Annotated in this window: 30 protein-coding genes; 20 read left to right on the top strand and 10 right to left on the bottom strand. The window is 71.5% G+C overall.

Going from position 1 to position 22,537, the window contains the following annotated elements:
• Positions 1–111 precede the first annotated feature (111 nt).
• On the top strand, positions 112–600 hold the full coding sequence (locus KB893_RS01720) for a glutathione peroxidase (RefSeq protein WP_211925963.1): 489 nt from the start codon (positions 112–114) through the stop codon (positions 598–600).
• Between the two features lie 66 nt (positions 601–666).
• Complete coding sequence (locus KB893_RS01715) at positions 667–1,116, top strand: CoA-binding protein (protein ID WP_211925964.1); 450 nt, start codon at positions 667–669, stop codon at positions 1,114–1,116.
• Here KB893_RS01715 and KB893_RS01710 read toward each other — a convergent pair.
• From KB893_RS01710 to KB893_RS01700, 3 genes are all read right to left on the bottom strand, one after another.
• Entirely contained in the window at positions 1,055–1,783 is a 729-nt protein-coding gene (locus tag KB893_RS01710) for an alpha/beta hydrolase-fold protein (protein ID WP_246505162.1), read from the bottom strand. The two genes, KB893_RS01715 and KB893_RS01710, sit on opposite strands and share 62 nt — an antisense overlap.
• Before the next feature lie 178 nt (positions 1,784–1,961).
• A complete protein-coding gene (locus tag KB893_RS01705) occupies positions 1,962–2,654 on the bottom strand; it encodes an extensin-like domain-containing protein (RefSeq protein ID WP_211925966.1) in 693 nt (230 codons plus the stop codon).
• Positions 2,655–2,658: 4 nt separating this feature from the next.
• Positions 2,659–3,150, bottom strand: coding sequence for a DUF456 domain-containing protein (locus tag KB893_RS01700; protein ID WP_211925967.1), 492 nt, complete (start codon positions 3,148–3,150; stop codon positions 2,659–2,661).
• Between the two features lie 149 nt (positions 3,151–3,299).
• Here KB893_RS01700 and KB893_RS01695 point away from each other — a divergent pair, with 149 nt between their 5' ends.
• The 4 genes from KB893_RS01695 (at position 3,300) to KB893_RS01680 (ending at position 6,965) form a co-directional block, all read left to right on the top strand.
• Complete coding sequence (locus tag KB893_RS01695; RefSeq protein ID WP_211925968.1) at positions 3,300–3,743, top strand: PA2169 family four-helix-bundle protein; 444 nt, start codon at positions 3,300–3,302, stop codon at positions 3,741–3,743.
• A 120-nt stretch (positions 3,744–3,863) separates the two neighbouring features.
• The gene (locus KB893_RS01690) at positions 3,864–5,090 is read left to right on the top strand and encodes a putative DNA modification/repair radical SAM protein (RefSeq protein WP_211925969.1); all 1,227 of its coding nucleotides are present in this window, start codon (positions 3,864–3,866) and stop codon (positions 5,088–5,090) included.
• Positions 5,087–6,505 (top strand): UdgX family uracil-DNA binding protein, encoded by a 1,419-nt coding sequence (locus tag KB893_RS01685; RefSeq protein WP_211925970.1) that lies wholly within the window; start codon positions 5,087–5,089, stop codon positions 6,503–6,505. The genes KB893_RS01690 and KB893_RS01685 overlap by 4 nt, the downstream gene beginning before the upstream one ends.
• Before the next feature lie 250 nt (positions 6,506–6,755).
• The gene (locus KB893_RS01680) at positions 6,756–6,965 is read left to right on the top strand and encodes a cold-shock protein (RefSeq protein ID WP_211925971.1); all 210 of its coding nucleotides are present in this window, start codon (positions 6,756–6,758) and stop codon (positions 6,963–6,965) included.
• 114 nt (positions 6,966–7,079) lie between these two features.
• On the opposite strand, the gene KB893_RS01675 is transcribed toward KB893_RS01680, so the two are convergent.
• Together KB893_RS01675 and KB893_RS01670 are read right to left on the bottom strand one after the other, a co-directional pair.
• Positions 7,080–7,568 carry an EF-hand domain-containing protein gene (locus KB893_RS01675; RefSeq protein WP_211925972.1) on the bottom strand — a complete coding sequence of 163 codons (489 nt, stop codon included), beginning with the start codon at positions 7,566–7,568 and terminating at the stop codon, positions 7,080–7,082.
• Positions 7,569–7,599: 31 nt separating this feature from the next.
• Positions 7,600–8,103: a pyridoxamine 5'-phosphate oxidase family protein gene (locus tag KB893_RS01670; RefSeq protein WP_213173344.1), complete on the bottom strand. Its 504-nt coding sequence runs from the start codon at positions 8,101–8,103 to the stop codon at positions 7,600–7,602.
• Between KB893_RS01670 and KB893_RS01665 the strand changes: the two genes are divergently transcribed.
• Entirely contained in the window at positions 8,083–9,090 is a 1,008-nt protein-coding gene (locus tag KB893_RS01665) for an alpha/beta hydrolase family protein (protein ID WP_338026831.1), read from the top strand. The two genes, KB893_RS01670 and KB893_RS01665, sit on opposite strands and share 21 nt — an antisense overlap.
• 57 nt (positions 9,091–9,147) lie before the next feature.
• On the opposite strand, the gene KB893_RS01660 is transcribed toward KB893_RS01665, so the two are convergent.
• Positions 9,148–9,639: a glycine zipper 2TM domain-containing protein gene (locus KB893_RS01660; RefSeq protein WP_211927897.1), complete on the bottom strand. Its 492-nt coding sequence runs from the start codon at positions 9,637–9,639 to the stop codon at positions 9,148–9,150.
• A gap of 106 nt (positions 9,640–9,745) precedes the next feature.
• Entirely contained in the window at positions 9,746–10,153 is a 408-nt protein-coding gene (locus tag KB893_RS01655; RefSeq protein WP_211927898.1) for a cytochrome c, read from the bottom strand.
• 53 nt (positions 10,154–10,206) lie between these two features.
• Between KB893_RS01655 and KB893_RS01650 the strand changes: the two genes are divergently transcribed.
• On the top strand, positions 10,207–11,070 hold the full coding sequence (locus tag KB893_RS01650; RefSeq protein ID WP_211927899.1) for a tRNA threonylcarbamoyladenosine dehydratase: 864 nt from the start codon (positions 10,207–10,209) through the stop codon (positions 11,068–11,070).
• Here KB893_RS01650 and KB893_RS01645 read toward each other — a convergent pair.
• Entirely contained in the window at positions 11,030–11,809 is a 780-nt protein-coding gene (locus tag KB893_RS01645) for a TatD family hydrolase (protein ID WP_211927900.1), read from the bottom strand. The genes KB893_RS01650 and KB893_RS01645 overlap by 41 nt on opposite strands.
• Before the next feature lie 187 nt (positions 11,810–11,996).
• On the opposite strand from KB893_RS01645, the gene KB893_RS01640 reads away from it, so the two are divergent.
• The 3 genes from KB893_RS01640 to KB893_RS01630 all read left to right on the top strand — a co-directional run bounded on the left by KB893_RS01640 (position 11,997) and on the right by KB893_RS01630 (position 14,421).
• Positions 11,997–12,563 carry a glycine zipper 2TM domain-containing protein gene (locus tag KB893_RS01640; RefSeq protein ID WP_213173343.1) on the top strand — a complete coding sequence of 189 codons (567 nt, stop codon included), beginning with the start codon at positions 11,997–11,999 and terminating at the stop codon, positions 12,561–12,563.
• A gap of 119 nt (positions 12,564–12,682) precedes the next feature.
• A complete protein-coding gene (locus KB893_RS01635) occupies positions 12,683–13,846 on the top strand; it encodes an acyl-CoA dehydrogenase family protein (RefSeq protein WP_213173342.1) in 1,164 nt (387 codons plus the stop codon).
• Positions 13,847–13,866: 20 nt separating this feature from the next.
• Entirely contained in the window at positions 13,867–14,421 is a 555-nt protein-coding gene (locus tag KB893_RS01630) for a GNAT family N-acetyltransferase (RefSeq protein ID WP_211928193.1), read from the top strand.
• A 16-nt stretch (positions 14,422–14,437) separates the two neighbouring features.
• On the opposite strand, the gene KB893_RS01625 is transcribed toward KB893_RS01630, so the two are convergent.
• Both KB893_RS01625 and ygfZ read right to left on the bottom strand, forming a co-directional pair.
• On the bottom strand, positions 14,438–14,947 hold the full coding sequence (locus tag KB893_RS01625) for an OmpA family protein (protein WP_211928194.1): 510 nt from the start codon (positions 14,945–14,947) through the stop codon (positions 14,438–14,440).
• A gap of 139 nt (positions 14,948–15,086) precedes the next feature.
• The gene (ygfZ, locus tag KB893_RS01620; protein WP_213173341.1) at positions 15,087–15,971 is read right to left on the bottom strand and encodes a CAF17-like 4Fe-4S cluster assembly/insertion protein YgfZ; all 885 of its coding nucleotides are present in this window, start codon (positions 15,969–15,971) and stop codon (positions 15,087–15,089) included.
• 28 nt (positions 15,972–15,999) lie between these two features.
• On the opposite strand from ygfZ, the gene KB893_RS18770 reads away from it, so the two are divergent.
• From KB893_RS18770 to lolD, 9 genes are all read left to right on the top strand, one after another.
• Complete coding sequence (locus tag KB893_RS18770) at positions 16,000–16,173, top strand: DUF1674 domain-containing protein (protein WP_211925566.1); 174 nt, start codon at positions 16,000–16,002, stop codon at positions 16,171–16,173.
• A 61-nt stretch (positions 16,174–16,234) separates the two neighbouring features.
• Positions 16,235–16,627, top strand: coding sequence for a succinate dehydrogenase, cytochrome b556 subunit (sdhC, locus tag KB893_RS01610; protein WP_211925565.1), 393 nt, complete (start codon positions 16,235–16,237; stop codon positions 16,625–16,627).
• Complete coding sequence (gene sdhD / locus KB893_RS01605; RefSeq protein ID WP_211925564.1) at positions 16,624–17,019, top strand: succinate dehydrogenase, hydrophobic membrane anchor protein; 396 nt, start codon at positions 16,624–16,626, stop codon at positions 17,017–17,019. Before sdhC ends, sdhD begins: the two co-directional genes overlap by 4 nt.
• A 92-nt stretch (positions 17,020–17,111) precedes the next feature.
• Positions 17,112–18,905, top strand: a complete 1,794-nt coding sequence (gene sdhA / locus KB893_RS01600) for a succinate dehydrogenase flavoprotein subunit (protein WP_211925563.1) — start codon at positions 17,112–17,114, stop codon at positions 18,903–18,905.
• A gap of 36 nt (positions 18,906–18,941) precedes the next feature.
• Entirely contained in the window at positions 18,942–19,724 is a 783-nt protein-coding gene (locus tag KB893_RS01595) for a succinate dehydrogenase iron-sulfur subunit (protein WP_211925562.1), read from the top strand.
• 22 nt (positions 19,725–19,746) lie between these two features.
• On the top strand, positions 19,747–20,010 hold the full coding sequence (locus tag KB893_RS01590; protein WP_211925561.1) for an FAD assembly factor SdhE: 264 nt from the start codon (positions 19,747–19,749) through the stop codon (positions 20,008–20,010).
• Positions 19,961–20,464, top strand: coding sequence for a hypothetical protein (locus KB893_RS01585; protein ID WP_213173340.1), 504 nt, complete (start codon positions 19,961–19,963; stop codon positions 20,462–20,464). Before KB893_RS01590 ends, KB893_RS01585 begins: the two co-directional genes overlap by 50 nt.
• A gap of 75 nt (positions 20,465–20,539) precedes the next feature.
• Positions 20,540–21,784 carry a lipoprotein-releasing ABC transporter permease subunit gene (locus KB893_RS01580; RefSeq protein WP_213173339.1) on the top strand — a complete coding sequence of 415 codons (1,245 nt, stop codon included), beginning with the start codon at positions 20,540–20,542 and terminating at the stop codon, positions 21,782–21,784.
• 11 nt (positions 21,785–21,795) lie between these two features.
• Positions 21,796–22,518: a lipoprotein-releasing ABC transporter ATP-binding protein LolD gene (gene lolD, locus KB893_RS01575; protein WP_211925559.1), complete on the top strand. Its 723-nt coding sequence runs from the start codon at positions 21,796–21,798 to the stop codon at positions 22,516–22,518.
• Positions 22,519–22,537: the final 19 nt, after the last annotated feature.

Genomic DNA, 22,537 nt, shown 5'->3' with positions numbered 1-22,537 from the left:
CGCGGCAAGCAGCTTCTCGCTTGGAGTGAAGATCCGGCCCCACGGGCGCTCACGCCGGCCGCGCGCGCGCGCGGCCTAGAATGCATGTCCAGCCCGCATGGGACCGTCCGCATGACCACCCTCCACGAGTTCAGCGCCCGCGACATCGAAGGCATCGACATCGACCTGGCCCAGTTCCGCGGGCAGGTGCTGCTCGTGGTCAACGTCGCCTCCGAATGCGGCTTCACCCCGCAGTACGAAGGCCTCGAACAGCTGCAGCGCACCTACCGCGACCGCGGCTTCGCCGTCCTGGGATTCCCCTGCGACCAGTTCGGCCATCAGGAGCCGGGCAGCGAGGCGGAGATCGCCGCGTTCTGCAGGACCAAGTTCGACGTCGACTTCCCGCTGTTCTCCAAGGTCGACGTCAACGGCGAGGCCGCGCACCCGTTGTGGAAGTGGCTCAAGGCGCAGAAGCCGGGGATGTTCGGCACCGAGCGGATCAAGTGGAACTTCACCAAGTTCCTGGTCGGCCGCGACGGCGAGGTCATCGCACGCTATGCGCCGACCGCGCGCCCGGCCGAACTCTCGCGCGACATCGAGGCGGCGCTGGGAAGTGCCTGACCCTCACGCCGCCGCGCCTGCGCCGCGGCGATCATCGTGCGTCCGCGGAACGGTTCAAGGGACACCATGAGCGACTGGCGCGACAACCTGATCCAGGACACCGCCGGCATCGACGCCCTGCTCGCCGCGACCCGGCGCATCGCCGTGCTCGGCATCAAGACCGAGGCCCAGCGCGGGCAGCCCGCCTTCGACGTGGCCCACTACCTCGCGGGCGCGGGGCTCGACGTGGTGCCGGTGCCGGTCTACTACCCGGAGGTCACCCGCATCCTCGACCGCCCGGTGCACCGGACGGTGGCGGAGATCGAGCCGCGGGTCGACATGGTCGACGTGTTCCGGCGGCCGCAGGACATCCCCCCGCACGTCGACGACCTGATCGCGGCGCGGCCGGCGTCGGTGTGGTTCCAGCTCGGGATCCGCAACGACGGGGTGGCCGAGGTGCTGGCGAAGGCCGGGATCAAGGTCGTGCAGGACCGCTGCCTGCTGGTCGACCACCGCCGCTGGGCGCGCTCGCGCTGAAGCGCGCCTGGCGCGGCTCGATGCCGCCGAAGATGGTCTCGGCGGCGCGGTACCAGGCCTGCCAGTCGTGGCCGCCGCGCACCACGTGCACCTGGCCGTCCGGCAGGACCTGGCGCATCAGGGGCAGGGCGCCGTTGAAGCGGTCGCGCTCGCCGTAGGCGAGGTGAATGCGCGCGGCCCGGGCGGGCGCGTCGGACAGGGCCTGGATGCGGCGCCAGACCTCGCGCTGGAAGTTGGCCTCGGTGACGGCGGCCGGGGCGGGGCCCGGTGCCCAGCTGCCGATGCCGCCTGCGGCGGCGATCTCCTCGAGGATCGCGCGGTCGCCGAGATAGGGACCGAGCAGGACGACGCCCTCCACCTGGTCGGGATAGGTGCTCTCGTAGACCAGCGCGCCCAGCCCGCCGAGCGAGATGCCGGTGAACCAGACCCGGCGGTAGCCGCCGGCACGGCGCGCCGGAGCGACGACCTCGTCGTGCAGGCGCCGGGCGATCCGCCCCTCGCGGTAGTAGGCGAGGGTGGCGCCGGTCAGCAGCACGTCCGCCTGCGGCCAATGGCGGCGGATGCGCCTTAGCAGGTCGCGTCGGGACAGCGTCTCCAGGTCGTCGCCGCGTCCGGGCAGGACGACCACCAGCACGTCGGCGCTGTGTCCCGGGACGGCTCGGTCCATGAGCGTGGGGATCGGCACGGAGGCATCGCCGATCCTCACGCAGCCCGCGACGACGAGCACGGCGGCGAGCAGCCAGGACAGGGAACGCGGACGGTGCATCGGGCGGGGCGGACGGCTCGGGGCCCGCCAGCATCGGGGCCGCCCCGTGCAGGCGGCGTGGCAGCAGGACGGCGACGCGTCAGCGACAGATCCGGTAGCCGCCGCGGTCGAGATGGAAGTGGTCGCGGTGGGCGCGGTTGTAGTCCGGCCCGAGCACGCCGTTGAACAGGCCGCAGGCGCCGTCGTGGATCTCGCGCAGGAAGGCCGCCTCCTCGTCGCCGCCGTCCCAGTCGCCGGCCACGCGGATGCGGCGGCCGTCGTCCAGGATCACGCCGGCCAGGTCGAAGGCGTTCGCGGTCGCATGCTGGCTGCGGCGGCCGCTCGCGCGCCCGTAGACGTTGCGGCAGGCATAGGAGCCGTAGTGCTCGAGCGCGCGCACGCCGCGGCCGAACCGGCGGCGTGCGGCCGGCTGCAGCACTTGGTGCTCCCACAGCGCGAGCGCGCCGGCGGCCGCGCACTGCAGGGTGAAGGCGCTGCCGACCGCCGGATCGGAGCCTGGGCCGATCCGGACCGCGTTGCGCCAGCCGCAGCCGTCGTCGCCGCGGCGGTCGTCGACGGCGACGGCGGCGAAGCCCGAGGATTCCAGGAGGCGCGCGCAGGCCTGCCGGTCGTCCTCGAGGCGGCCCAGCTTCCAGCGCGTGAACGGCCCGGGTGGCTCGTCGAGGACGAGCGGGGCCCACGGGTCCAGGCGGTCCGGGATGGCTATCCAGCCGCGCATCAGCGCCAGCACGCCCAGGGCGACCGCCAGCACCAGCAGCAGGAAGGTGCGCATCCGCCTAGACGATGAGCGCGAACACGAACACGCCGATCATCACGAACGACAGCGCGATCTTGGCGATGGCGCCGACCACGATGCCCAGCCAGGTCGCCATGCCGACCTGCGAGGCCAGGCCGATGCGCCGGCTGTGGATCAGCTCCCCGACGGCGGCACCGGCGAAGGGGCCGAGGATCAGTCCCGGCAGGCCGAAGAACAGGCCGACGACCGTGCCGATCGCCGAGCCCCACAGCGCGAGCGTGCTGGCGCCGTAGCGCCTGGCGCCGAGCACGCCCGCCGCGAAGTCGATCAGGTAGGCCAGCGCGGCCATCACCGCCAGCACGATCAGGGTGACCGCGCCGACCCGCTCGAAGTCCTCCGCCCACGCGGCTACCAGCATGCCGCCGAAGACCAGCGGCGGGCCGGGCAGGGCGGGCAGGATCAGGCCGGCGATGCCGACCACGACCAGCAGCGCGCCCAGGACATAGAGGAGAAGGGTTGGGTCGAAGCTCATGGGGGGGATCGTACGTGGCGGCGGACACCCTGCAGACGGTTTCGTGGTGACGACGTGCAAGCCGCCCACACGGCGCCTTGTCGCAGCGGCTGCGAACCTGCGCGCAACGTCGCCCCGGGCGACTCCACCCCGACCAAGCGAGGTACGCAATGAGCAAGCAGACCACCAGCCTCAACGACCTGATCGACGTGCTCGAGGACAGCCGCGACTTCTACCGCGATGCCGCCGGCGATGCCGATCACGCGCAGTACAAGCAGCTGTTCGAGCGCATGGCCGCGACCAAGGCCTCGATCGCCGGCGAACTCAAGACCAAGGTCGCCGCCCTCGGCGCCACGCCCAGCGATGGCAGCGTCGGCGGCAGCCTGCGCAAGGGCTGGGGCGAGATGCGCGCCAAGCTCAGCAAGAACTCGGACGTCGAGTACATCTCGCAGCTGGAGGAGTTCGAGGACCGCATCGTGCACGCCTTCCGCGAGGCGGTGAACGACTCCGAGCACGCCGAGGTCCGCGCCATCGCGCAGAAGTACCAGCCGCAGGTCGAGCAGGACCACGCGCAGATGCGCGACCTCAAGCATTCGCTCGGCCGCAACGGCTGACGTCGCCGGCGTTACCCAAGGCGACCGCCCGCGAGCCCGCGCCCCCGGCGCGGGCTCGTTGCGTCTCACCCGGTGAGACGGCCGCGGTGTCCACTGGCCCGCCCGTCCGTCCCCGCGCCCATGCAGCTGGTCGACAAGCTCGCGATCCTGGCCGACGCTGCCAAATACGACGCGTCCTGCGCCTCGTCGGGAGGAACCCGGCGCGATTCGCTGGCCTCGCGCGGCATCGGTTCGACCGAGGGCATGGGCATCTGCCATTCCTATGCGCCCGATGGCCGCTGCATCTCGCTGCTCAAGATCCTGCTGACCAACTTCTGCATCTACGACTGCGCGTACTGCATCAACCGGCGCAGCAGCAACGTCAGGCGCGCACGCTTCACCACCGCGGAAGTGGTCGACCTCACCCTGGACTTCTACCGGCGCAACTACATCGAAGGCCTGTTCCTGAGCTCCGGCATCATCGCGAGTCCCGACCGCACCATGGAGCAGCTGGTCGAGATCGCGCGCAGCCTGCGCGAAGACCATCGCTTCGGTGGCTACATCCACCTGAAGACGATTCCCGATGCGGCGCCGGAGCTGATCGATCTCGCCGGCCGCTACGCCGACCGCCTCAGCATCAATGTCGAGATGCCGACGGAGGCCGGGCTCGGCGCGCTCGCGCCCGAGAAGCGCGCCGGCGACATCCGCGCCTCCATGGGTCGGCTGCGCTGGCGTATCGAGGAGGCGAAGGAGGACCGCCGGGCGCCGAGGTTCGCCGCGGCCGGGCAGAGCACGCAGATGATCGTCGGGGCCGACGCCGCGGACGACCGCAGCATCCTCACCTCCAGCGCCAACCTCTACGGCAACTACCGGCTGCGCCGCGTCTACTACTCGGCCTTCAGCCCGATCCCGGACGCATCGCGGCTGCTGCCGGCCAAGCCGCCACCGCTGGTGCGCGAGAACCGCCTGTACCAGGCGGACTGGCTGCTGCGCTTCTACGGCTTCGACGTCGACGAGATCGCGCCCGCGGGGCAGTCGATGCTGCCGCTCGACATCGATCCCAAGCTGGCGTGGGCGCTGCGCCACCGCGAGCGCTTCCCGGTCGACGTCAACACCGCGCCGCGCGAGGAACTGCTGCGCGTGCCGGGTCTGGGCGCGCGCAACGTCGAGCGGATCCTGGCGCAGCGGCGCTTCGCCCGACTGCGGCTGGACGACCTGCGCCGGCTGCGCGTGCCGCTGCGCAAGGTGCGCCCCTTCGTCGTCACCCTCGACCATCGCCCGGCGCTGCGCGAGCGCGACAGCGCGCGGCTGCAGGCCGAGTTCGCGGCGACGCCGGCGCAGGCGGACCTGTTCGCGCCACGGCCATGATCTATCGCGCGCGGTGCACCGTCGCCGGCTACGCGGCATGGCGGCAGGTCGCGCGGCAGGCGCTGGCGGCCGGTCTGGCGCCCGAGGCGGTGGCGTGGTCGGAGACCGATGCGCCCTCACTGCTCGCCACGGCCGACGTCGAGGACGCGCCCGTGGTCGCCGCCGACGCGGTCGCTCACCTGCGGGTGCCGCGGCGCTTCGCCGCCCTCGCCACCGAGGTGCTGGCGCATCGGGATCCGCAGCGTCTCGGGCTGCTGTACCGCATCCTCTGGCGGCTGGCGCGGGGGGAGGCCGGCGTGCTCGACCGGGCGGCCGATCCGGACGTGCTCCGCGCGCAGGCGATGGCGCGGGAGGTGCGGCGCGACATGCACAAGATGAAGGCGTTCGTCCGCTTCAGGGAGATCGTCGCCGACACCGGGGACGACACGCCGGGATATGCGGCCTGGTTCGAGCCCGAGCACCGCATCCTCGGGCTGGTCGCGCCGTTCTTCGCGCGTCGCTTCGCCGGCATGCGCTGGGCGATCGCGTCGCCCGAGGGCTCGGTCGCCTGGGATGGCGATGCACTCCACCACGGCCCCGGCGCACGTCGCGAGGACGTGCCCGCCGAGGATGCCGTGGAGCCGCTGTGGCGGACCTACTACGCCAGCATCTTCAATCCGGCGCGGGCGAACGCGCGGATGATGCGCAAGGAGATGCCGCGTCGCTACTGGAAGAACCTGCCCGAGGCCACGCTGATCCCGCAGCTCGAGCGCGACGCCGCGCGCCAGGTACAGGCCATGGTCGAACGGGCGCCGGAGCCGGCGCGCAGGCGCATCCCGGGGCCGCTGCCGCCTGCGCCGGCGGAGCAGGGCCTGGCGGGACTGCGCGCGGCGGCGTCGGCATGCCGCGCCTGCCGCCTGTGGGAGCCGGCGACGCAGACGGTGTTCGGCGAAGGCCCCGAGGACGCCGAGGTCATGCTGATCGGCGAGCAGCCGGGCGACGAGGAGGATCTGTCCGGCCGTCCCTTCGTCGGGCCCGCCGGGCGCCTGCTCGACCGGGCCCTGGGCGAACTCGGGCTCGACCGCGGCGCGTTCTACGTCACCAACGCGGTCAAGCACTTCGGCTTCGAGCAGCGCGGCACCCGTCGTCTGCACCGCAATCCCGCGGCGGGCGAGCGTGCCGCCTGCAGCGTCTGGCTCGCGGCCGAGCGCATGCAGGTGCGTCCGCGGCGGATCGTCTGCCTCGGCGCGATCGCGGCGGAAGCCGTGCTCGGGCGTGGCGTACGGCTGCAGGAGGAGCGTGGGCGCTGGTTTCCCGCCGGAGATGCGTCGGTGATGCTCACCGCGCACCCGTCGTTCGTGCTGCGCGCGGGTCCGGAGCGGGCGGCCGCCTATCGCGAGCTGGTCGCCGACCTGGCCCTGCTGCAGGCAGGGTGACGTCCGCCTGCCGGTGTGCGGGCGCCGTTCGTCGACGGGCGAGGGGGCTCCGGGGCGTGTTCTCGCAATCGCCTGAATCCGGGGTTAGCATCGCGCGCGGCTGTGTTTGCCGGTGTCATGCTTCGACTCCTGTCGGTCGCGCCCCCCGCCGACCGGCCGCGGAGCCGGAGAAGATCGCAGTTCCTGCAACCAGCTCGATGGCGCAGCCGCGCCGCAATCCACCCATCGATGTAGTTGTAGGAGTCTTGCAATGTCGGATCGTGAAATCGGCACCGTGAAGTGGTTCAACGACGCCAAGGGCTTCGGCTTCGTGAGCCGCGAGAGCGGTGAGGACGTGTTCGTGCACTTCCGCGCCATCCAGGGCACCGGCTTCAAGTCGCTCAAGGAAGGCCAGAAGGTGAGCTTCAAGGTGGTGCAGGGCCAGAAGGGCCTGCAGGCCGACGAGGTCCAGCCGCTCTGACCCCGGAGGCGCGGGCCGTGGCGTCCGCGCCGGTGTCACGTCGGACGAAGCGAGGGCGGGCCGCAGCGCGACCCGCCCTCGATCGTGTCCGGCGATCTCCTCCGGTCAGTCGTGTCAGCGCAGCCAGCCGGAGAGTTCCTGGCGGGTCAGGCTGCCGTCGTTGTCGCTGTCGACGACATGGAACTGGCCCTGCAACGGATGGCCTGCCGGCACCTCGCCGCGGGTGATCCGGCCGTCGCCGTTGCGATCGAACTGGCCGAAGTCGACGACGTACTGCGACCGGTCGATGTCGCCAGGGCGCGAGCGGATGGTGATCGTCTGCCCGGCGGCGCCACGCAGCTGCACCTGGTTCGCGCCGTAGTTCGGCGCCGGGCCCGACATCGTCGAGGCCGGCGCGGCCTGCGCTGGATAGCTGCGGGGCGCCGACTGCGGCATCGGTGCCGGGGCCGGTGTGGGTGCCGGTGCCGCCGAGGGCGGCGGGGGCAGGGGCGGCGGTGGCGGCAGCGTGGAACCGGTCGGACGCGCGACGGGCGGCGTCTGCGCCAGGACCGGAGCGGCGAGTACCGCGCCGAGCAGCAGCGGAAGCATGCGTGTGGAGGTCATTGCTGTCTCCTTGGGGGAACGGGGTGTGCGCTCAGCGCGGCTCGATGTGGCCGTGCTCGCCCATGGCCGACGAACCCTCGCCCGCGAGCGCACGGGCAAAGCCGATCGCGCGCCCCACGAAATTGCCCGAGCCGGTCCAGTAGTCGGCGCTCTCGATGCGCACGCGCAGCACGACCAGGTCCGGATCGTCCTTGCCCTCGGGGAAGAAGGCCTTCGCCATCGGCGTCCACAGGTCGTCGATGAGGGCGCGGTCGCGCTCGATGGTCGCCGTCCCGCGTACCGAGACATAGACCTGCTTGTCGGGCTCGGCATAGCCCAGGTTGACCTCCGGATGCTGGGTCAGTTCGTCGACCTTGCCGCTGCTGGCGGAGGTGAAGAACAGCAGGTCGCCGGACGGCTCCATGCGCAGGGTCTGCAACGGACGACTGACCATGCCGCCGGACGCGGTGCGGGTCGTCAGCATCGCGACGTCGATGCCGTCGATCAGCTCGCCCAGTTCGTGCAGGCTGCGGGTGTGATCGGCGTTGTTTTCCATGGCGGGGCTCACGGTGGGAACGGTGCCGCACCATCACATCGGCGCTATCAAACGTCCGTGAAACGCGTGCCTGTTGCGGCCGCGAGGCGTGGCATCCTCGCGCGGATGGACATGGACCTGCTGTCGCCCGTCGCTTTCGACGGCCATCGCTGGGCGCTGCGCACCACGAACCGGCCCGAAGCGGTCGTAGCCCTGCTGTGGCTGCCTGCGATGGGCGTCCCGGCACGCAACTACGATGCCTTCGCCGCGACGCTGGCGGGTTCCGGCGTCGCCGTGGCTGTGCACGAATGGCGCGGGCTGGGCAGCAGCAGCCTGCGTGCCGGGCGCCACTGCGACTGGGGCTATCGCGAGCTGCTCGAAAGCGACCTGCCGGCATCGCTGGCTGCGCTGCGCGCAGCGCGCCCGGAGCTGCCGCTGATGCTCGGCGGCCACAGCCTGGGCGGACAGCTCGCCTGCCTGTTCGCGGCTTCGCGCGCGGAGGACGCCGCAGGCCTGCTCGTCGTCGCCAGCGGCACTCCGCACCGCAGTGGCTTCGCAGGGGTGCGCGGCGCGGCGCTGCCGGCGGCGTACCGGCTGGCGGCGGCGCTGGCGCACACGTACGGCCATTTCCCAGGGCGGCGCGTCGGATTCGGCGGGCGCGAGGCGCGCGGCGTCATCGCCGACTGGAGCCGGAGCGGCCGCTCGGGCATCTACAGGGCGGCGGGGATGGACGAGGATCTGGAAGCGAAGCTGCGCGCGGTGCGACTGCCGATGCTCGGCGTCGTGCTGCGCGACGACTGGCTCGCACCGCAGGCCTCGCTCGCCAATCTCATCGCCAAGATGCCGCAGGTCGATGCGCAGGTGGCCGCGATGGGACCGGAGGAACTGGGCGTCGCCGCGGACCACTTCGCGTGGATGCGCGCACCGGATGCCGTCGCGCATCGTATCGGCGCGTGGCTGCAGGAGCGCGGCATCCCGTTGCGGAGCGCGCGTTGCGCGACGCCCTGAAACGCGAACGGCCGGGGGCAGGCCCGGCCGTTCGGAAGTGACGCGGCGTCCGTGGGATCAGCGGATCACGTCGATGTCGTTGCCGTTGACGCGCACGTAGGCGCCCTCGCGCAGACCGTTCGGCAGGCCGTTCTGGTTGATCACGATGCGCCTGCCATCGTCCATGCGGACGTAGATGTCGTAGGTCTGCTCGTTCATCTTGCCTTCGATCGCATTGCCGGCGACGGCACCACCGACCGCGCCCGCAACGGTTGCGGTGTTCCGCCGGCCCTTGCTGTCGGTGGTGTTCTTGGCGATCTGGTTGCCGGCGACGGCACCGATGAGTCCGCCGAGCACCGCGCCGGTGCGGCTGTTGTCGCGTGCGCCGTACACCGTCTCGATGCGCTCGACCTGGCCGCAGTCGTAGCAGACGCGCTGCTGCGGCTGTCCATAACCGGCGTTGCTGTAGCCGCCGCCACCGCCGTAGCCGCCGCCATAGCCACCGCCGGTCGCGCAGGCGGCAAGGGCGACGCTCATGGCGGTCGCGGTCAGAAGCGGCTTGATCTTCATGGGTGGCCTCCTGATGGCTGGGTCGTTGCCCGGGATGCCGGCTAACCTAGTTCGACATTCATGAACGGACTGCGAGCGGTCCGTGGTCGGAATGTCGAGCGTTCTTTCAGCGGAAGGCGCGGTGGCAGCCCGAGCACGTCTCGCCGACGGCGGCGACGGCCTCGCCGACAGCCGCGCAGCCGCGCCCCGAGCCGATGTCGGCATCCAGTCCCGCGAGCGCCTCGCGCAGCGCGACGGCGCGTTCGCCGAACTGGGCGTCGTCCCCGGTCGGCGCGAAGATCGGGCCGAGTTGTCCCGCCAGCGCCTGCATCGACGCGACGTGCGGCTGCAACGTCCCACGGTCGCAGCGACCGCCGTCGAGCGCGGCCTTGATGCCGCCGACGTGGTACGACAGCAATGCCATGCTGCCCGCCTGCACGTTCGGCGGCTGCCGCGACTGCCACGCCGCATACAGACTCACCGCAGCGAAGATCCCGATCACGAAGCCCAGGGCGAGCAGGAAGAACTGGCGCATGGTCGCAGCAGCGGTGGATGAAGGCGCACCGTAGCACGCCGTAAACTGCGCGCATGGACAGCGCATCTTCGACCGCCTTCGACCGCCCCGTCCGGACGGATCCGGAACAGGCGAGGCTCGAACGCTTCGGAGCGATCGAGCGCCTCTACGGGCGCGGGTCGCTGGCGCGCTTCGGCGCCGCCTCGGTCTGCGTGGTCGGGCTCGGCGGCGTGGGCTCGTGGGCGGTGGAGGCGCTGGCGCGCAGCGGGATCGGCCGGCTCGGCCTGCTCGACGCCGACGACGTCTGCGTGTCCAACACCAATCGTCAGCTGCATGCGCTCGACGGCGGCTACGGCCGCAGCAAGGCTTCGGTCCTGGCCGAGCGCTGCAGGGCGATCAGTCCCGGCATCGACCTCGCCGTCGTCGAGCAGTTCCTGACCGTCCCGAACATGGACGTCCTGCTCGACGCCGGCTACGACATCGTCATCGACGCCTGCGACAGCCTGCGGGTCAAGGTCGAGACCGTCGCCTGGGCGCGTCGCCGCAAGCTGCCGCTGGTGGTCGTAGGCTCCGCCGGCGGGCGCACCGACCCGACCCAGGTGCGGGTGCGCGACCTCAGTCGCACCGAGCACGACGCCATGCTCGCCCTGGTCCGCAAGAGGCTGCGCCACGCGCACGGTTTCCCGCGCAATCCGGACCGGTTCTTCGGCGTCTCGGCGGTGTACTCGCTCGAGAACGTGCAGTACCCGCAGGCCGACGGCAGCGTCTGCGGAGTGCGTCCCAGCGGCGGTGCCGACGGCGCCTTGCGCATGGAGTGCGGCGGCGGGCTCGGTTCGGCCACGCACGTCACCGGGGCGTTCGCGTTCGCGGCCGTGTCCCGGACCCTGGCGCTGCTGCTCAGGCAGGCGTCGGCGACGAAGGCAGGCGAAACAGCCTGAGCGCATTGGCCGTGGTCGCCGCCGCGATGGCGTCCTCCGGCGCGCCGCGCAGCCCGGCCACGACGGCCAGAACCGCGCCGAGCCGGGCCGGTTCATTGCGCCGTCCCCGCCACAGGCTGTCGGGCTGGTCGGGCGCATCGGTCTCGAGCAGCAGGTGCTCGATGGGCATGGCGGCGACGGTGCGGCGCAGCCGCTGCGCGCGTTCGTAGGTGACCGGTCCGCCGATGCCGAGCATGAATCCCTGCGCGTAGAGCCGGCGCGCCTGCTCCGGACTCCCCGAGAAGCTGTGCACCACGCCGCTCAGGCCGCCCACGCGCCGCACCGCCTGGATCACCGCATCGAGCGCCCGTCGCGCATGCACGATCACCGGCAGGTCGAGGTCGCGTGCGAGCCTGAGCTGCGCATCGAAGTAGACGAGCTGCTCGTCGTGGGACAGGCCCTCGACGTGGAAGTCGAGGCCGCATTCGCCCACGGCGACCGGACGCTCGCGCTCCAGCCACTCGCGCAGGCTGGCCAGGTGGCCACGGCGGTGCCGGGGCAGGAATACCGGGTGCAGCCCGTAGGCGGGATGCAGCCCGGCGTGCGCGGCGCACACCGTCCGCAGGCGCGGCCACGCGTCGTGGTGGGTCGCGGCCAGGACGTGGCGGAGGACATCGGCCGTACGCGCGCGCGCGAGCACCTCGTCGCGGTCGGCATCGAAGGCGGGCATGTCGAGGTGGCTGTGGGTGTCGACGAGCATCCGGCGGCGGAGTCGGGGGCAGGGTGCACCACGATGCCATGCGCGGCGCCGGCGACGGCCACCTGCGCTGGGCATCGGCATGGCCGGCCGGGCATCATGGAATTTTTCGGACCTGTTCAGCCTCGCGATGCTCGAATCGCGCCGTCACCCACCCAGGCGGTCCGCCGCCACTCCAGGAACCGTTGCCATGAACAACAAGATCATCATCGGTGCAGTCGCGGCCGTCCTGATCGGCGGCGTCGCCGTCGCGGCCTACCAGCGCAGCAACAGCGGCCCGCAGTTCGCCGAGGTCGTGCGCGTCGAGCCGGTCGTGGAGACCGAGACGGTCGAGACGCCCCGCGAGGTCTGCGAGGACCGCGTCGTGTCGCACCGCAAGCCGGTGCGGGACCCGAACAAGATCGGCGGGACGGTGGCCGGCGCCGTGGTCGGCGGCCTGCTGGGCAACCAGGTGGGCGGCGGCAGCGGCCGCAAGATCGCGACCGCGGCAGGTGCCGTCGGCGGTGCGTTCGCGGGCCGCAAGGTCCAGGAGAACTACCAGGAGAACAACATCGTCCAGTCGACGCAGCGCGAGTGCCATACCGTCACCGACACCAGCACGCGCGAGCGCCAGGCCGGCTACGAGGTCACCTACCGCTGGAACGACGAGGTGCGCACCGTGCGCATGGATCGCGATCCGGGCGTGGCGCTGCCGGTGGTCGACGGCGCGGTGGTGACACAGGCCGAGGGCAGCTCGCAGCCGGTGTCGCGGCAGTAGTCGCGTCCCACGCGACGCGGACGCCGACGGGCCGGTCGCAAGACCGGCCCGTTCTCGTTGCGGGCCAGCGCGGTCTCCTCCGCGGCTAGACTCGCCGCGTCCCGTCAGGTGCGCCGTCCATGGTTCTCGACCCCAGCGATCTTTACGACCTCGACGCGGAACTGACGCCGGAGGAGCGCGCGGTGCGCGAGAGCGTGGCGCGCTTCGTCGACACGCGCCTGCTGCCGATCATCGCCGAGTGCTTCGACGCCGGGCGGTTCCCCTCCGAGCTGGTGGGCGAGCTCGCGGGACTGGGGCTGCTCGGATCGACGCTTCCGCAGGAGTTCGGCGGCGGCGGACTCGGTCCGGTGGCCTACGGCCTGGTCTGCCAGGAGCTCGAACGCGGCGATTCGGGGCTGCGCAGCTTCGTGTCGGTGCAGAGTTCGCTGTGCATGTATCCGATCCATGCCTATGGCAGCGAGGAGCAGAAGCGCCGCTGGCTGCCGCCGATGGCGCGCGGCGAGGTGATCGGCTGCTTCGGCCTCACCGAGGCGCACGCCGGCTCCGACCCGGCGAGCATGCGCACCCAGGCGCGCCGCGACGGCGGCGACTGGCTGATCCGTGGCGCGAAGACGTGGATCACCAACGGCAGCATCGCGCAGCTGGCGGTGGTCTGGGCGCGCACGGGCGCTGGCGTCAGCGGCTTCCTGGTGCCGACCGACGCCCGCGGCTTCGCCCGCACGCCGATCCCGCGCAAGATGAGCCTGCGCGCGTCCGACACCGCCGCGCTGTACCTCGACGACGTGCGCGTGCCGGACAGTGCGCGGCTGCCGGGGGCGCAGGGACTGAAGGCGCCGCTGGGTTGCCTGACCCAGGCCCGCTACGGCATCGCCTGGGGCGCGATCGGCGCCGCCGTCGCCTGCCACCGCGAGGCCATCGCCTACACCCGCGAGCGCGTGCTCTTCGGCCGTCCGGTCGCAGCGACGCAATCGGTCCAGCTCCGCCTCGCCGACATGGCACGCCGGATCACGCTGGCCCAGCTCATGGCGCTGCGCCTGGGGCGGCTCAAGGAATCCGGGCGCATGCAGCCGACCCAGGTTTCCCTGGCCAAGTGGAACAACGTGCGTACCGCTCTGGACATCGCCCGCGAGTGCCGCGACCTCCTCGGCGCCGCGGGCATCACCACCGACCACGCCGCGATCCGGCATGCGCTCAACCTCGAATCGGTGATCACCTACGAAGGAACCGAGACGGTGCACCAGCTCGTCGTGGGGCGCGAACTCACCGGCATCAGTGCCTTCTAGCCTCCGCAGGAGACGCCTTCATGCACGCCGCCACCCCCGGCCCGATCCTCGAGACCGAACGCCTGCTGCTGCGTCCACCGCAGCTCGCCGACCTCGAGGACTTCGTACGGCTGATGGGCGACGCCGAGCACGTCCGCTTCATCGGCGGCGCGCAGCCGCGCTCGATGGTGTGGCGCGCGCTGATGACGCAGATCGGCGCCTGGCAGGCCTGCGGCTTCGCGATGTTCTCGGTGATCGAGAAGGCGAGCGGGCGCTGGATCGGCAGGCTCGGCCCCTGGCAAACCGACGGCTGGCCCGGGACCGAGGTGGGCTGGACCCTCGTGCGCGACGCGCAGGGACGGGGCTACGCGGTCGAAGGCGCGACCGCTGCGATGGACTGGGCGGTCGACCACCTCGGCTGGAGCGAGATCGTCCATACCATCGATCCCGACAACGTCCCGTCGCAGCGGGTTGCGGCCCGGCTGGGCTCCACGCTGCTGCGGATGGGTCGCCTGCCCGCGCCGCACGACCAGAAGGACATCGGTATCTGGGGGCAGTCGCGCGCGGCATGGCTGGCCCGGCGGCGGCCGGGCTAACGCGCGGGTCGAGCGGCTACTCGACCGCGACGATGTTGATCTCGACCCGCCGGTTCGGTGCCAGGCAGTCGATCAGCGCCCGCCCGCGCAGGTCCGGGCAGTCGACGATGGCGTCGGCCTTGCCGCGACCCTCGGCGGCGATGACGTCGGCGGCGATGCCGCGCTCGACCAGGAACGCGCGCACGGCCTCGGCGCGCTGGCGCGAGAGCTCCTCGTTGTAGCTGTCGGAGCCGATCCGGTCGGTGTAGCCGAGGACCTGCACCGACTCCACGCGTTCCGCCGTGGCGAGCCGCGCGGCGAGGGCGGCGAGGGTCTGCTCGGCCTCGGCGCCGTCGTCGGTGATGTCGGCCCGGCCGAATGCGAACAGCGCATCGGCGGAGAGGCGCACGCTGCTGGCCTGTGCGACCGGTGGCGCGGGCGCAGGCGCGGGTTCGGGCGGCAGCTCCCTGACCTGGCCCGACTGGCATGCCGCCAGCAGCAGCGAGACGGCCACGATGAGGCCCAGCGATCCGATCGACCTGTCCATGCGTTCTCCGTTCTGGATGGGGGCCGGCGGATCCCGCAGGCGTCGAGGCGGTTCCCGCGACATCGCGCTGCGTGTGCCGGAGTCCGCCCGGCGGCGGAGGATAGCAGCCGCTGGCGCCGCTGCTTCCGCGACACCGGGCTCAGCGCGCCAGGCCCTCGCGGAACGGCTGCACCGTACAGGGACTGCCGTTGCACGACAGTGCCGCGGTCCGGTGCTCGAGCGCGATCACGGCCAGGGCGAGGTCGTCGGCAGCGGCGACGACGATGCCGACATCCCGATCTCCCATGCGCACGGCATCGCCGTCCGCGAACCCGCCGCCGGACAGCAGCACCGGGCCGCGCTTGGCCTGGCCGAGGTAGTGGGTGCGCGAGACGATCTCCTGCCCGGGATAGCAGCCCTTCTTCAGGCTGTAGGCGCGCAGGCTGTCCAGCCCCAGCATCTGCGGCGTCCACGCCTCGACCTGGTCGCCGACCAGGCGCGGCAGGCCCGCGGCGAGATCGCTCCGCCGCCACTGCGCCGCGATGGGCGCTGCGCCGCCAGCGTCCGCGGCCGCATCCTCGACGAGTGCCAACCGCCGCGGTGCGTGCGCATCCGACAGGTCCAGCACCGTCATGCCCGCGATCCGCAGGATCGCGGCGGGCGAGGGCGGGGCAGGCAGCACCGCGCCGTCGATGTCGGCGAGGATCCGCAGCCCGTCGCGCACGTCCAGCCTCAGCTTGCTGCGGAAGACATAGCGCGCCAGACGCGTGGCCAGGGTCGCCGCCGGCGCGTCCGGCAGCAGCAGCCACACGCGCTCCGGATCCAGCTTCAGCAGGGCGAACAGCGCGATGACGCGGCCCTTCGGCGTCAGCCAGCCGCTCCACTGCCAATGGCCGTCGGCGAGGGCGGCCGCGTCGTTGGTGAACTGCGCCTGCGCGAACGCAACGGCATCCGGACCGGCGATCTCCAGGACCCCGAACGGAAGCGCCGGAAGCGCAGCGACGCTCGCGTTCGGCTTGAATGGAGTGGTGGTGCGATTTAACATTTGCAGGTTCATCGACCGCTGTTTGCGAATGATAAGCGAAACCCCGAAGCCCACTCCCGAAGACACCGGCAGGCTGCCCAGCGAGGGCGCCGCACCGGGTCCGAAGGACGCCGAGGCGCCGGTCGAGATCGGTGGCCGCGACGGTCCCGATCCGACCCGGTTCGGCGACTGGGAGAAGAACGGTCGCTGCATCGACTTCTAGACCGGCGCAGCGCAGCGCGACCGCCCTCGCATCCCTCCCCAGAGCCAGCAGCCACACCGCCATGGCGAATCCGCAACGACCCCTCTCCCCGCATCTGCAGGTCTACCGCTGGCAGATCACGATGGTCATGTCCATCGCCAACCGCGCCACGGGCATCGTCCTGACGGCCGGCGCCTTCGCGCTGGTGTGGTGGCTGCTCGCTGCCGCGGGCCTTGCGCCCTACGAGCCGCTGGCCGCGGTGTCGGGGTCGATCCTCGGCCTGGTCGTGCTGTTCGGCTTCACCGCCTGCCTGGTCTACCACCTGCTCAACGGTATCCGCCATCTGGTGTGGGACGGCGGCTTCTTCATGGACATCCCGGGCGTCTACGCCACCGGATGGCTGGTGTGGGGCCTGACCGTGGTGTGCACGCTCGGGCTGTGGGTGGCGATCTGGATGACGGGAGCACTGGCATGAGCGGACACCAGCCTTCGATGCGCGACCCGCTCGCGCGCGCCCGCGGCATCGGTGCATCGGGCTCCGGCGTCTCGCACTGGTGGATCCAGCGCATCAGCTCGGTGGCGCTGGCGCTGCTGACCCCGTGGTTCGTGTGGCTGGTGATCGCCTCGGCCGGCGCCGACCAGGCCTCGGTGCGGGCGATGCTCGCGCAGCCGGTGCACGCCACGCTGATGCTCGGCTTCGTGATCGCGCTGTTCTGGCACACCAAGCTCGGCCTGCAGGTGGTGATCGAGGACTACGTGCACACGCGCTGGGTCGAACTGGCGCTGCTGGCGCTGGTCGACTTCGTCTGCATCCTCGCCACGCTCGCCTGCGTGCTGGCGGTCGGGCGCATGGTGTTCACGGCCTGAGCGGCCGTCACCACCCCCAACCTTCCCGTCCATAACGCGTTTCGCCGCGACGGCCGCACCGGCGCCGCGGCGCGGAACTCCAAGGCTCCACGATGACCAAGACCGCCTATCCCATCACCGAACACAAGTACGACATGCTGGTGGTCGGCGCCGGCGGCGCCGGTCTGCGCGCCACCTTCGGCCTCGCGCAGAAGGGGCTGAAGACGGCCTGCCTGACCAAGGTGTTCCCGACCCGCTCGCACACCGTGGCGGCGCAGGGCGGCATCTCCGCGGCGCTCGGCAACATGGGCGAGGACGACTGGCGCTTCCACTTCTACGACACGATCAAGGGCTCGGACTGGCTGGGCGATCAGGACGCGATCGAGTACATGTGCCGCGAGGCGATTCCCGCGATCATCGAGCTCGAGCACCAGGGCGTGCCGTTCTCGCGCACCGAGGCGGGCAAGATCTACCAGCGCCCCTTCGGCGGCATGACCACGCACTACGGCAAGGGCACCGCGCAGCGCACCTGCGCCGCGGCCGACCGCACCGGGCACGCGATCCTGCACACGCTCTACCAGCAGTCGCTGGCGCACGACGCCAAGTTCTTCATCGAGTACTTCGCGCTCGACCTGATCATGGACGAGGAGGGCGCCTGCCGCGGCGTGCTGGCGATGGACATGGCCGAAGGCACGCTGCACCTGTTCCGCGCCCACGGCACCGTGCTCGCCACCGGCGGCTACGGCCGGGCCTACTTCTCGGCGACCTCGGCGCATACCTGCACCGGCGACGGCGGCGGCATGGTCCTGCGCGCCGGGCTCAGCATGCAGGACATGGAGTTCGTGCAGTTCCACCCGACCGGCATCTACGGCGCGGGCTGCCTGATCACCGAGGGCGTGCGCGGCGAAGGCGGCATCCTGCGCAACGCCAATGGCGAGCGCTTCATGGAGCGCTACGCGCCGAACGCCAAGGACCTGGCCTCGCGCGACGTGGTCTCGCGCTCGATGACCATCGAGATCCGCGAGGGCAGGGGCGTCGGCCAGAACGCCGACCACATCCACCTCGACCTCACCCATCTCGACCCGAAGGACATCCACGAGAAGCTGCCCGGTATCGCCGAGAGCGCCAAGATCTTCGCCGGCGTCGACGTCGAGAAGCAGCCGATTCCGGTGCTGCCGACGGTGCACTACAACATGGGCGGCATCCCGACCAACTACCACGGCGAGGTCGTGCAGCTGCGCGACGGCAACCCCGATGCGGTGGTGCCGGGCCTGTACGCCATCGGCGAGGCCGCCTGCGTGTCCGTGCACGGTGCCAACCGCCTGGGTTCGAATTCGCTGCTCGACCTCGTCGTGTTCGGCCGCGCGGTGGCCAACCGCTGCGCCGAGACGATCAGGTCCGGCGCGCCGCACAAGACCCTCGCGGGCGATGCCTGCGACCGCTCGCTGGCCAACCTCGACACGCTGCGCAACGCCGACGGCGGCCAGTCCACCGCGCAGATCCGCTCGAACATGCAGAAGATCATGCAGGAGGACGCGGCGGTGTTCCGCACCTCCGAGACGCTGAAGCAGGGCGTCGGCCGTATCCGCGAGGCGCACGCCTCCTTCGCCGACGTCCGCGTCGCCGACCGCTCGCTGGTCTGGAACTCCGACCTCGTCGAGACGCTGGAACTGCAGAACCTGCTGAGCCAGGCGGTGGTGACCATGGTCTCGGCCGAGAACCGCAAGGAGTCGCGCGGCGCGCACGCCCACGAGGACTTCCCGGACCGCGACGACGTCAACTGGCACAAGCACACCATCTGCGCCATCGACGAGGCCGGCAACACCACCATCGATTACCGCCCGGTGCACATGACCACGCTGACCAGCGACGTGGATCCGGTGCCGCCGAAGGCGCGCGTGTACTGATGCACGCGCGTTTCGCCTGAGCCAACGAGATCAGCCATGGCAGAGTTCACCCTCCCCAAGCACTCCCGAATCGGAAAGGGCAAGCACTTCCCCGCGAAGGACGCGAAGAACCCGCGCGTCTTCAAGGTGTACCGCTGGAACCCCGACGACGGCGCCAATCCGCGCGTGGACACCTACGAGGTGGACCTCGCCGCATGCGGCCCGATGGTTCTGGACGCGCTGATCAAGATCAAGAACGAGATCGATCCGACGCTGACCTTCCGTCGTTCCTGCCGCGAGGGCATCTGCGGCTCCTGCGCGATGAACATCGACGGGACCAACACCCTGGCCTGCACCCGCGCGATCGACGACTGCGGCAAGAAGGAAGTCCCGATCTACCCGCTGCCGCACATGCCGGTGGTGAAGGATCTGGTCCCCGACCTGTCGCACTTCTACGCGCAGTACGCCTCGATCAAGCCGTGGCTGCGCACCCAGAGCGCGACGCCGGCCAGCGGCGAGCGCCTGCAGTCGAAGGAGGACCGGGCCAAGCTCGACGGCCTCTACGAGTGCATCCTCTGCGCCTGCTGCAGCACGTCCTGCCCGAGCTACTGGTGGAACGGCGAGCGCTACCTCGGCCCGGCGATCCTGCTCCAGGCCTACCGCTGGATCGTGGACTCGCGCGACGAGGACACCGGCGCGCGCCTGGACGACCTCGAGGATCCGTTCAAGCTCTACCGCTGCCACACGATCATGAACTGCGCGCGGACCTGCCCGAAGGGCCTGAACCCGGCGAAGGCGATCGCCGAGATCAAGAAGCTGATGCTGCAGCGGCGCGTCTGACGCGCCGCCCGGTCGATCGCGCATGCCAGCGGCCAGCGACGCCGATGCGGTGACCGTCAAGCGCCTGCGCTGGCGCTGCCGGCGCGGCATGCGCGAGCTCGATCGCCTGCTCGAGCGCTGGCTGGACGACGCCTGGCCACGGGCGGACGCAGCGACGCGGGCGGCATTCGAGCGCCTGCTCGAGACCGAGGACGACCGGCTCTGGCGCTGGTTCATGGGCAAGGACGCGCCCGACGATGCCGCACTCCGCGCGCTCATCCACGACATCGCCGACCGTCCGGCTTGACTGGCGGCCGTCGCGGCTGCTCGTCGCGCTGCTCGCGGTGCTGATGGTCGCCGCGGCGTGCGCGCCGTGGCTGTCGTCGCTGCCGTCCGCCGTCGCCCTCGCAGCGAGTGCCGCGGCGTTCGCCCACGGCGCGGTCCTGGTGCGGCGGGAGGCGAGGCGTCCACGCTTTGAACTGGTGTGGCCTCCGGGCGACGTGCCCGCTCGCCTAGTGCAGGGCGACGTGGGTGTGCCGGTCGAGATCGAGGCCCTGCGCATCCAGGCCGGGGTTGCGATCCTGCGCCTCCGCCACGCCGACGGACATCGCCGCAGCCTGCTGTGGTGGCCGGACACGCTGGGCGCGGCGGGCAGGCGCGCACTGCGCCTGGCATGGGCGGGAGCCCGGGCACCCGAGGCGGTGCGTGCGCCTCCCGGGGCGCCCGCTGCGGATCAGCCCGCGATCAGGCAAACCCGCTAAGCTGTCGGCCCTCGCCGTGCGCCGCATCACCTTCGTGCTGCCGCCGACGCGGTCCCGAAGGATCCGATCCCACGCATGTTCCGACCGCTCTCGCTCGCCATCGGCCTGCGCTACACGCGCGCCAAGCGCCGCACCGGCTTCATCTCCTTCATCTCCGCCGTTTCCGTCCTCGGCATCGCCGTCGGCGTCATCGCCCTGATCACGACGATCTCGGTCATGAGCGGCTTCACCGGCGAGTTCCGCGACCGCCTGCTCAGCATGGTCGCGCACGCGACCATCAGCGGTGCCGGCGACGCCATGGCGGACTGGCAGCAGGCCGTCGACGTCGCGCACCGCGATCCGCGGGTGACCGGCGCCGCGCCCTATGTCGAGCTCACCGGCCTCATCAACGGCCGCCGCGCCGAGGGCGCGGTGATCCGCGGCATCGAACCGTCGCTGGAGCCGGAGGTGTCGGTCGTTGCCGAGAAGATGAAGGCGGGCGCGCTCGCCGACCTGCAGCCGGGCGAATTCAACATCGTGCTCGGGCGCGAGCTCTCGCAGTGGCTGGCCGTCGACGTCGGCGACCGGGTCAACGTGCTGATCCCGCAGGGCAGCGTCACCCCGGTGGGATTCGTGCCGCGCTCCAAGGCGTTCCGCGTCTCGGGGATCTTCGAGGTCGGGATGCAGGAGTACGACCGCGGCATGGCGATCGTCAACATCGCCGATGCGCAGCGCCTGGCGCGGCTCGGCGACGACGTGACCGGCGTGCGCCTGCGGCTCGACGACATCTTCGGCGCCTGGCGCGTGGCGCGCGACCTCGCCGACGAGCTGCCCGGCATCTACGCGGTCAGCGACTGGTCGCGCGACCACGCCAACATGTTCCGCGCGTTCAAGCTCGAGAAGACCATGATGTTCATCATCATGTCGTTGATCGTCGGCGTGGCCGCGTTCAACCTGGTCTCCTCGCTGGTGATGGTGGTGACCGAGAAGCAGGCCGACATCGCCATCCTGCGCACGCTCGGCGTCAGCCCCGGCACGGTCATGCGCATCTTCATGGTGCAGGGCATGCTGATCGGCGTGTTCGGCGTCGCCCTCGGGGTGGTCGGCGGCGTGCTGCTGACCCTCAACCTCGGCCACCTCGTGCACCTGATCGAAGCCACCTTCGGCATCGAGGTGATGCCGTCGGATGTCTACTACATCACCGGCGTGCCGACCGACCTCGACTGGAACGAGGTCGCGCTGATTGGCGGCATCGCCTTCCTGATGTGCCTGCTGGCGACGCTGTACCCGGCCTGGCGCGCCTCGCGCACCGATCCCGCCACCGCGCTGCGCTACGAATGAGGCCCGCGACGATGACGACCGCTCCCGCCTCCGCTGCCGCACCCGCCGAGGCCCTGCGCGCCGAGAAGCTCGGCAAGACCTATCTCGAGGGCGCGCTGCGCACGCACGTGTTCCACGAGCTCGACCTGCGCGTGGCCGCGGGCGAGACGGTGGCCATCGTCGGCGCCTCCGGTGCCGGCAAGAGCACCCTGCTGCACCTGCTCGGCGGCCTCGATACGCCCACCGCGGGCGAGGTCTACGTCGCCGGGCAGCGCATGTCGGCGCTGTCGGATGCCGCGCGCGGGGCGCTGCGCAACCGCGCGCTCGGCTTCGTCTACCAGTTCCACCACCTGCTGCCGGAGTTCACCGCGCTGGAGAACGTGATGCTGCCGCGGATGATCGCTGGCGCCACGCCGCAGGAGGCGGCGGCCACCGCGCGCGCGCTGCTGGAGGAGGTCGGCCTCGGCCAGCGTCTGGAGCACAAGCCGGGCGAGCTCTCCGGCGGCGAGCGCCAGCGTGCCGCGGTGGCGCGCGCCCTGGTCAATCGCCCGGCCTGCGTGCTCGGCGACGAGCCCACCGGCAACCTCGACGAGCGCACCGCCGCGACCGTGTTCGACATGATGCTCGAGCTCAACCGCGAGCACGGCACGGCCCTGGTGCTGGTGACCCACGACCGCCGCCTGGCGCGGCGCCTCGACCGCGTCCTCGAGCTGACCCGCGGCGCCCTGCACGAGCTGGCCGCCGCCGAGGTCTGAAGCGCCGGCGTTCGGCTAA

The organism is Coralloluteibacterium stylophorae (assembly GCF_018122625.2).
GTDB classification, from domain to species: Bacteria; Pseudomonadota; Gammaproteobacteria; order Xanthomonadales; family Xanthomonadaceae; genus Coralloluteibacterium; species Coralloluteibacterium stylophorae.
Note: the sequence above shows the minus strand (reverse complement) of the source record. Positions and strands in the feature narration are given on the sequence as shown.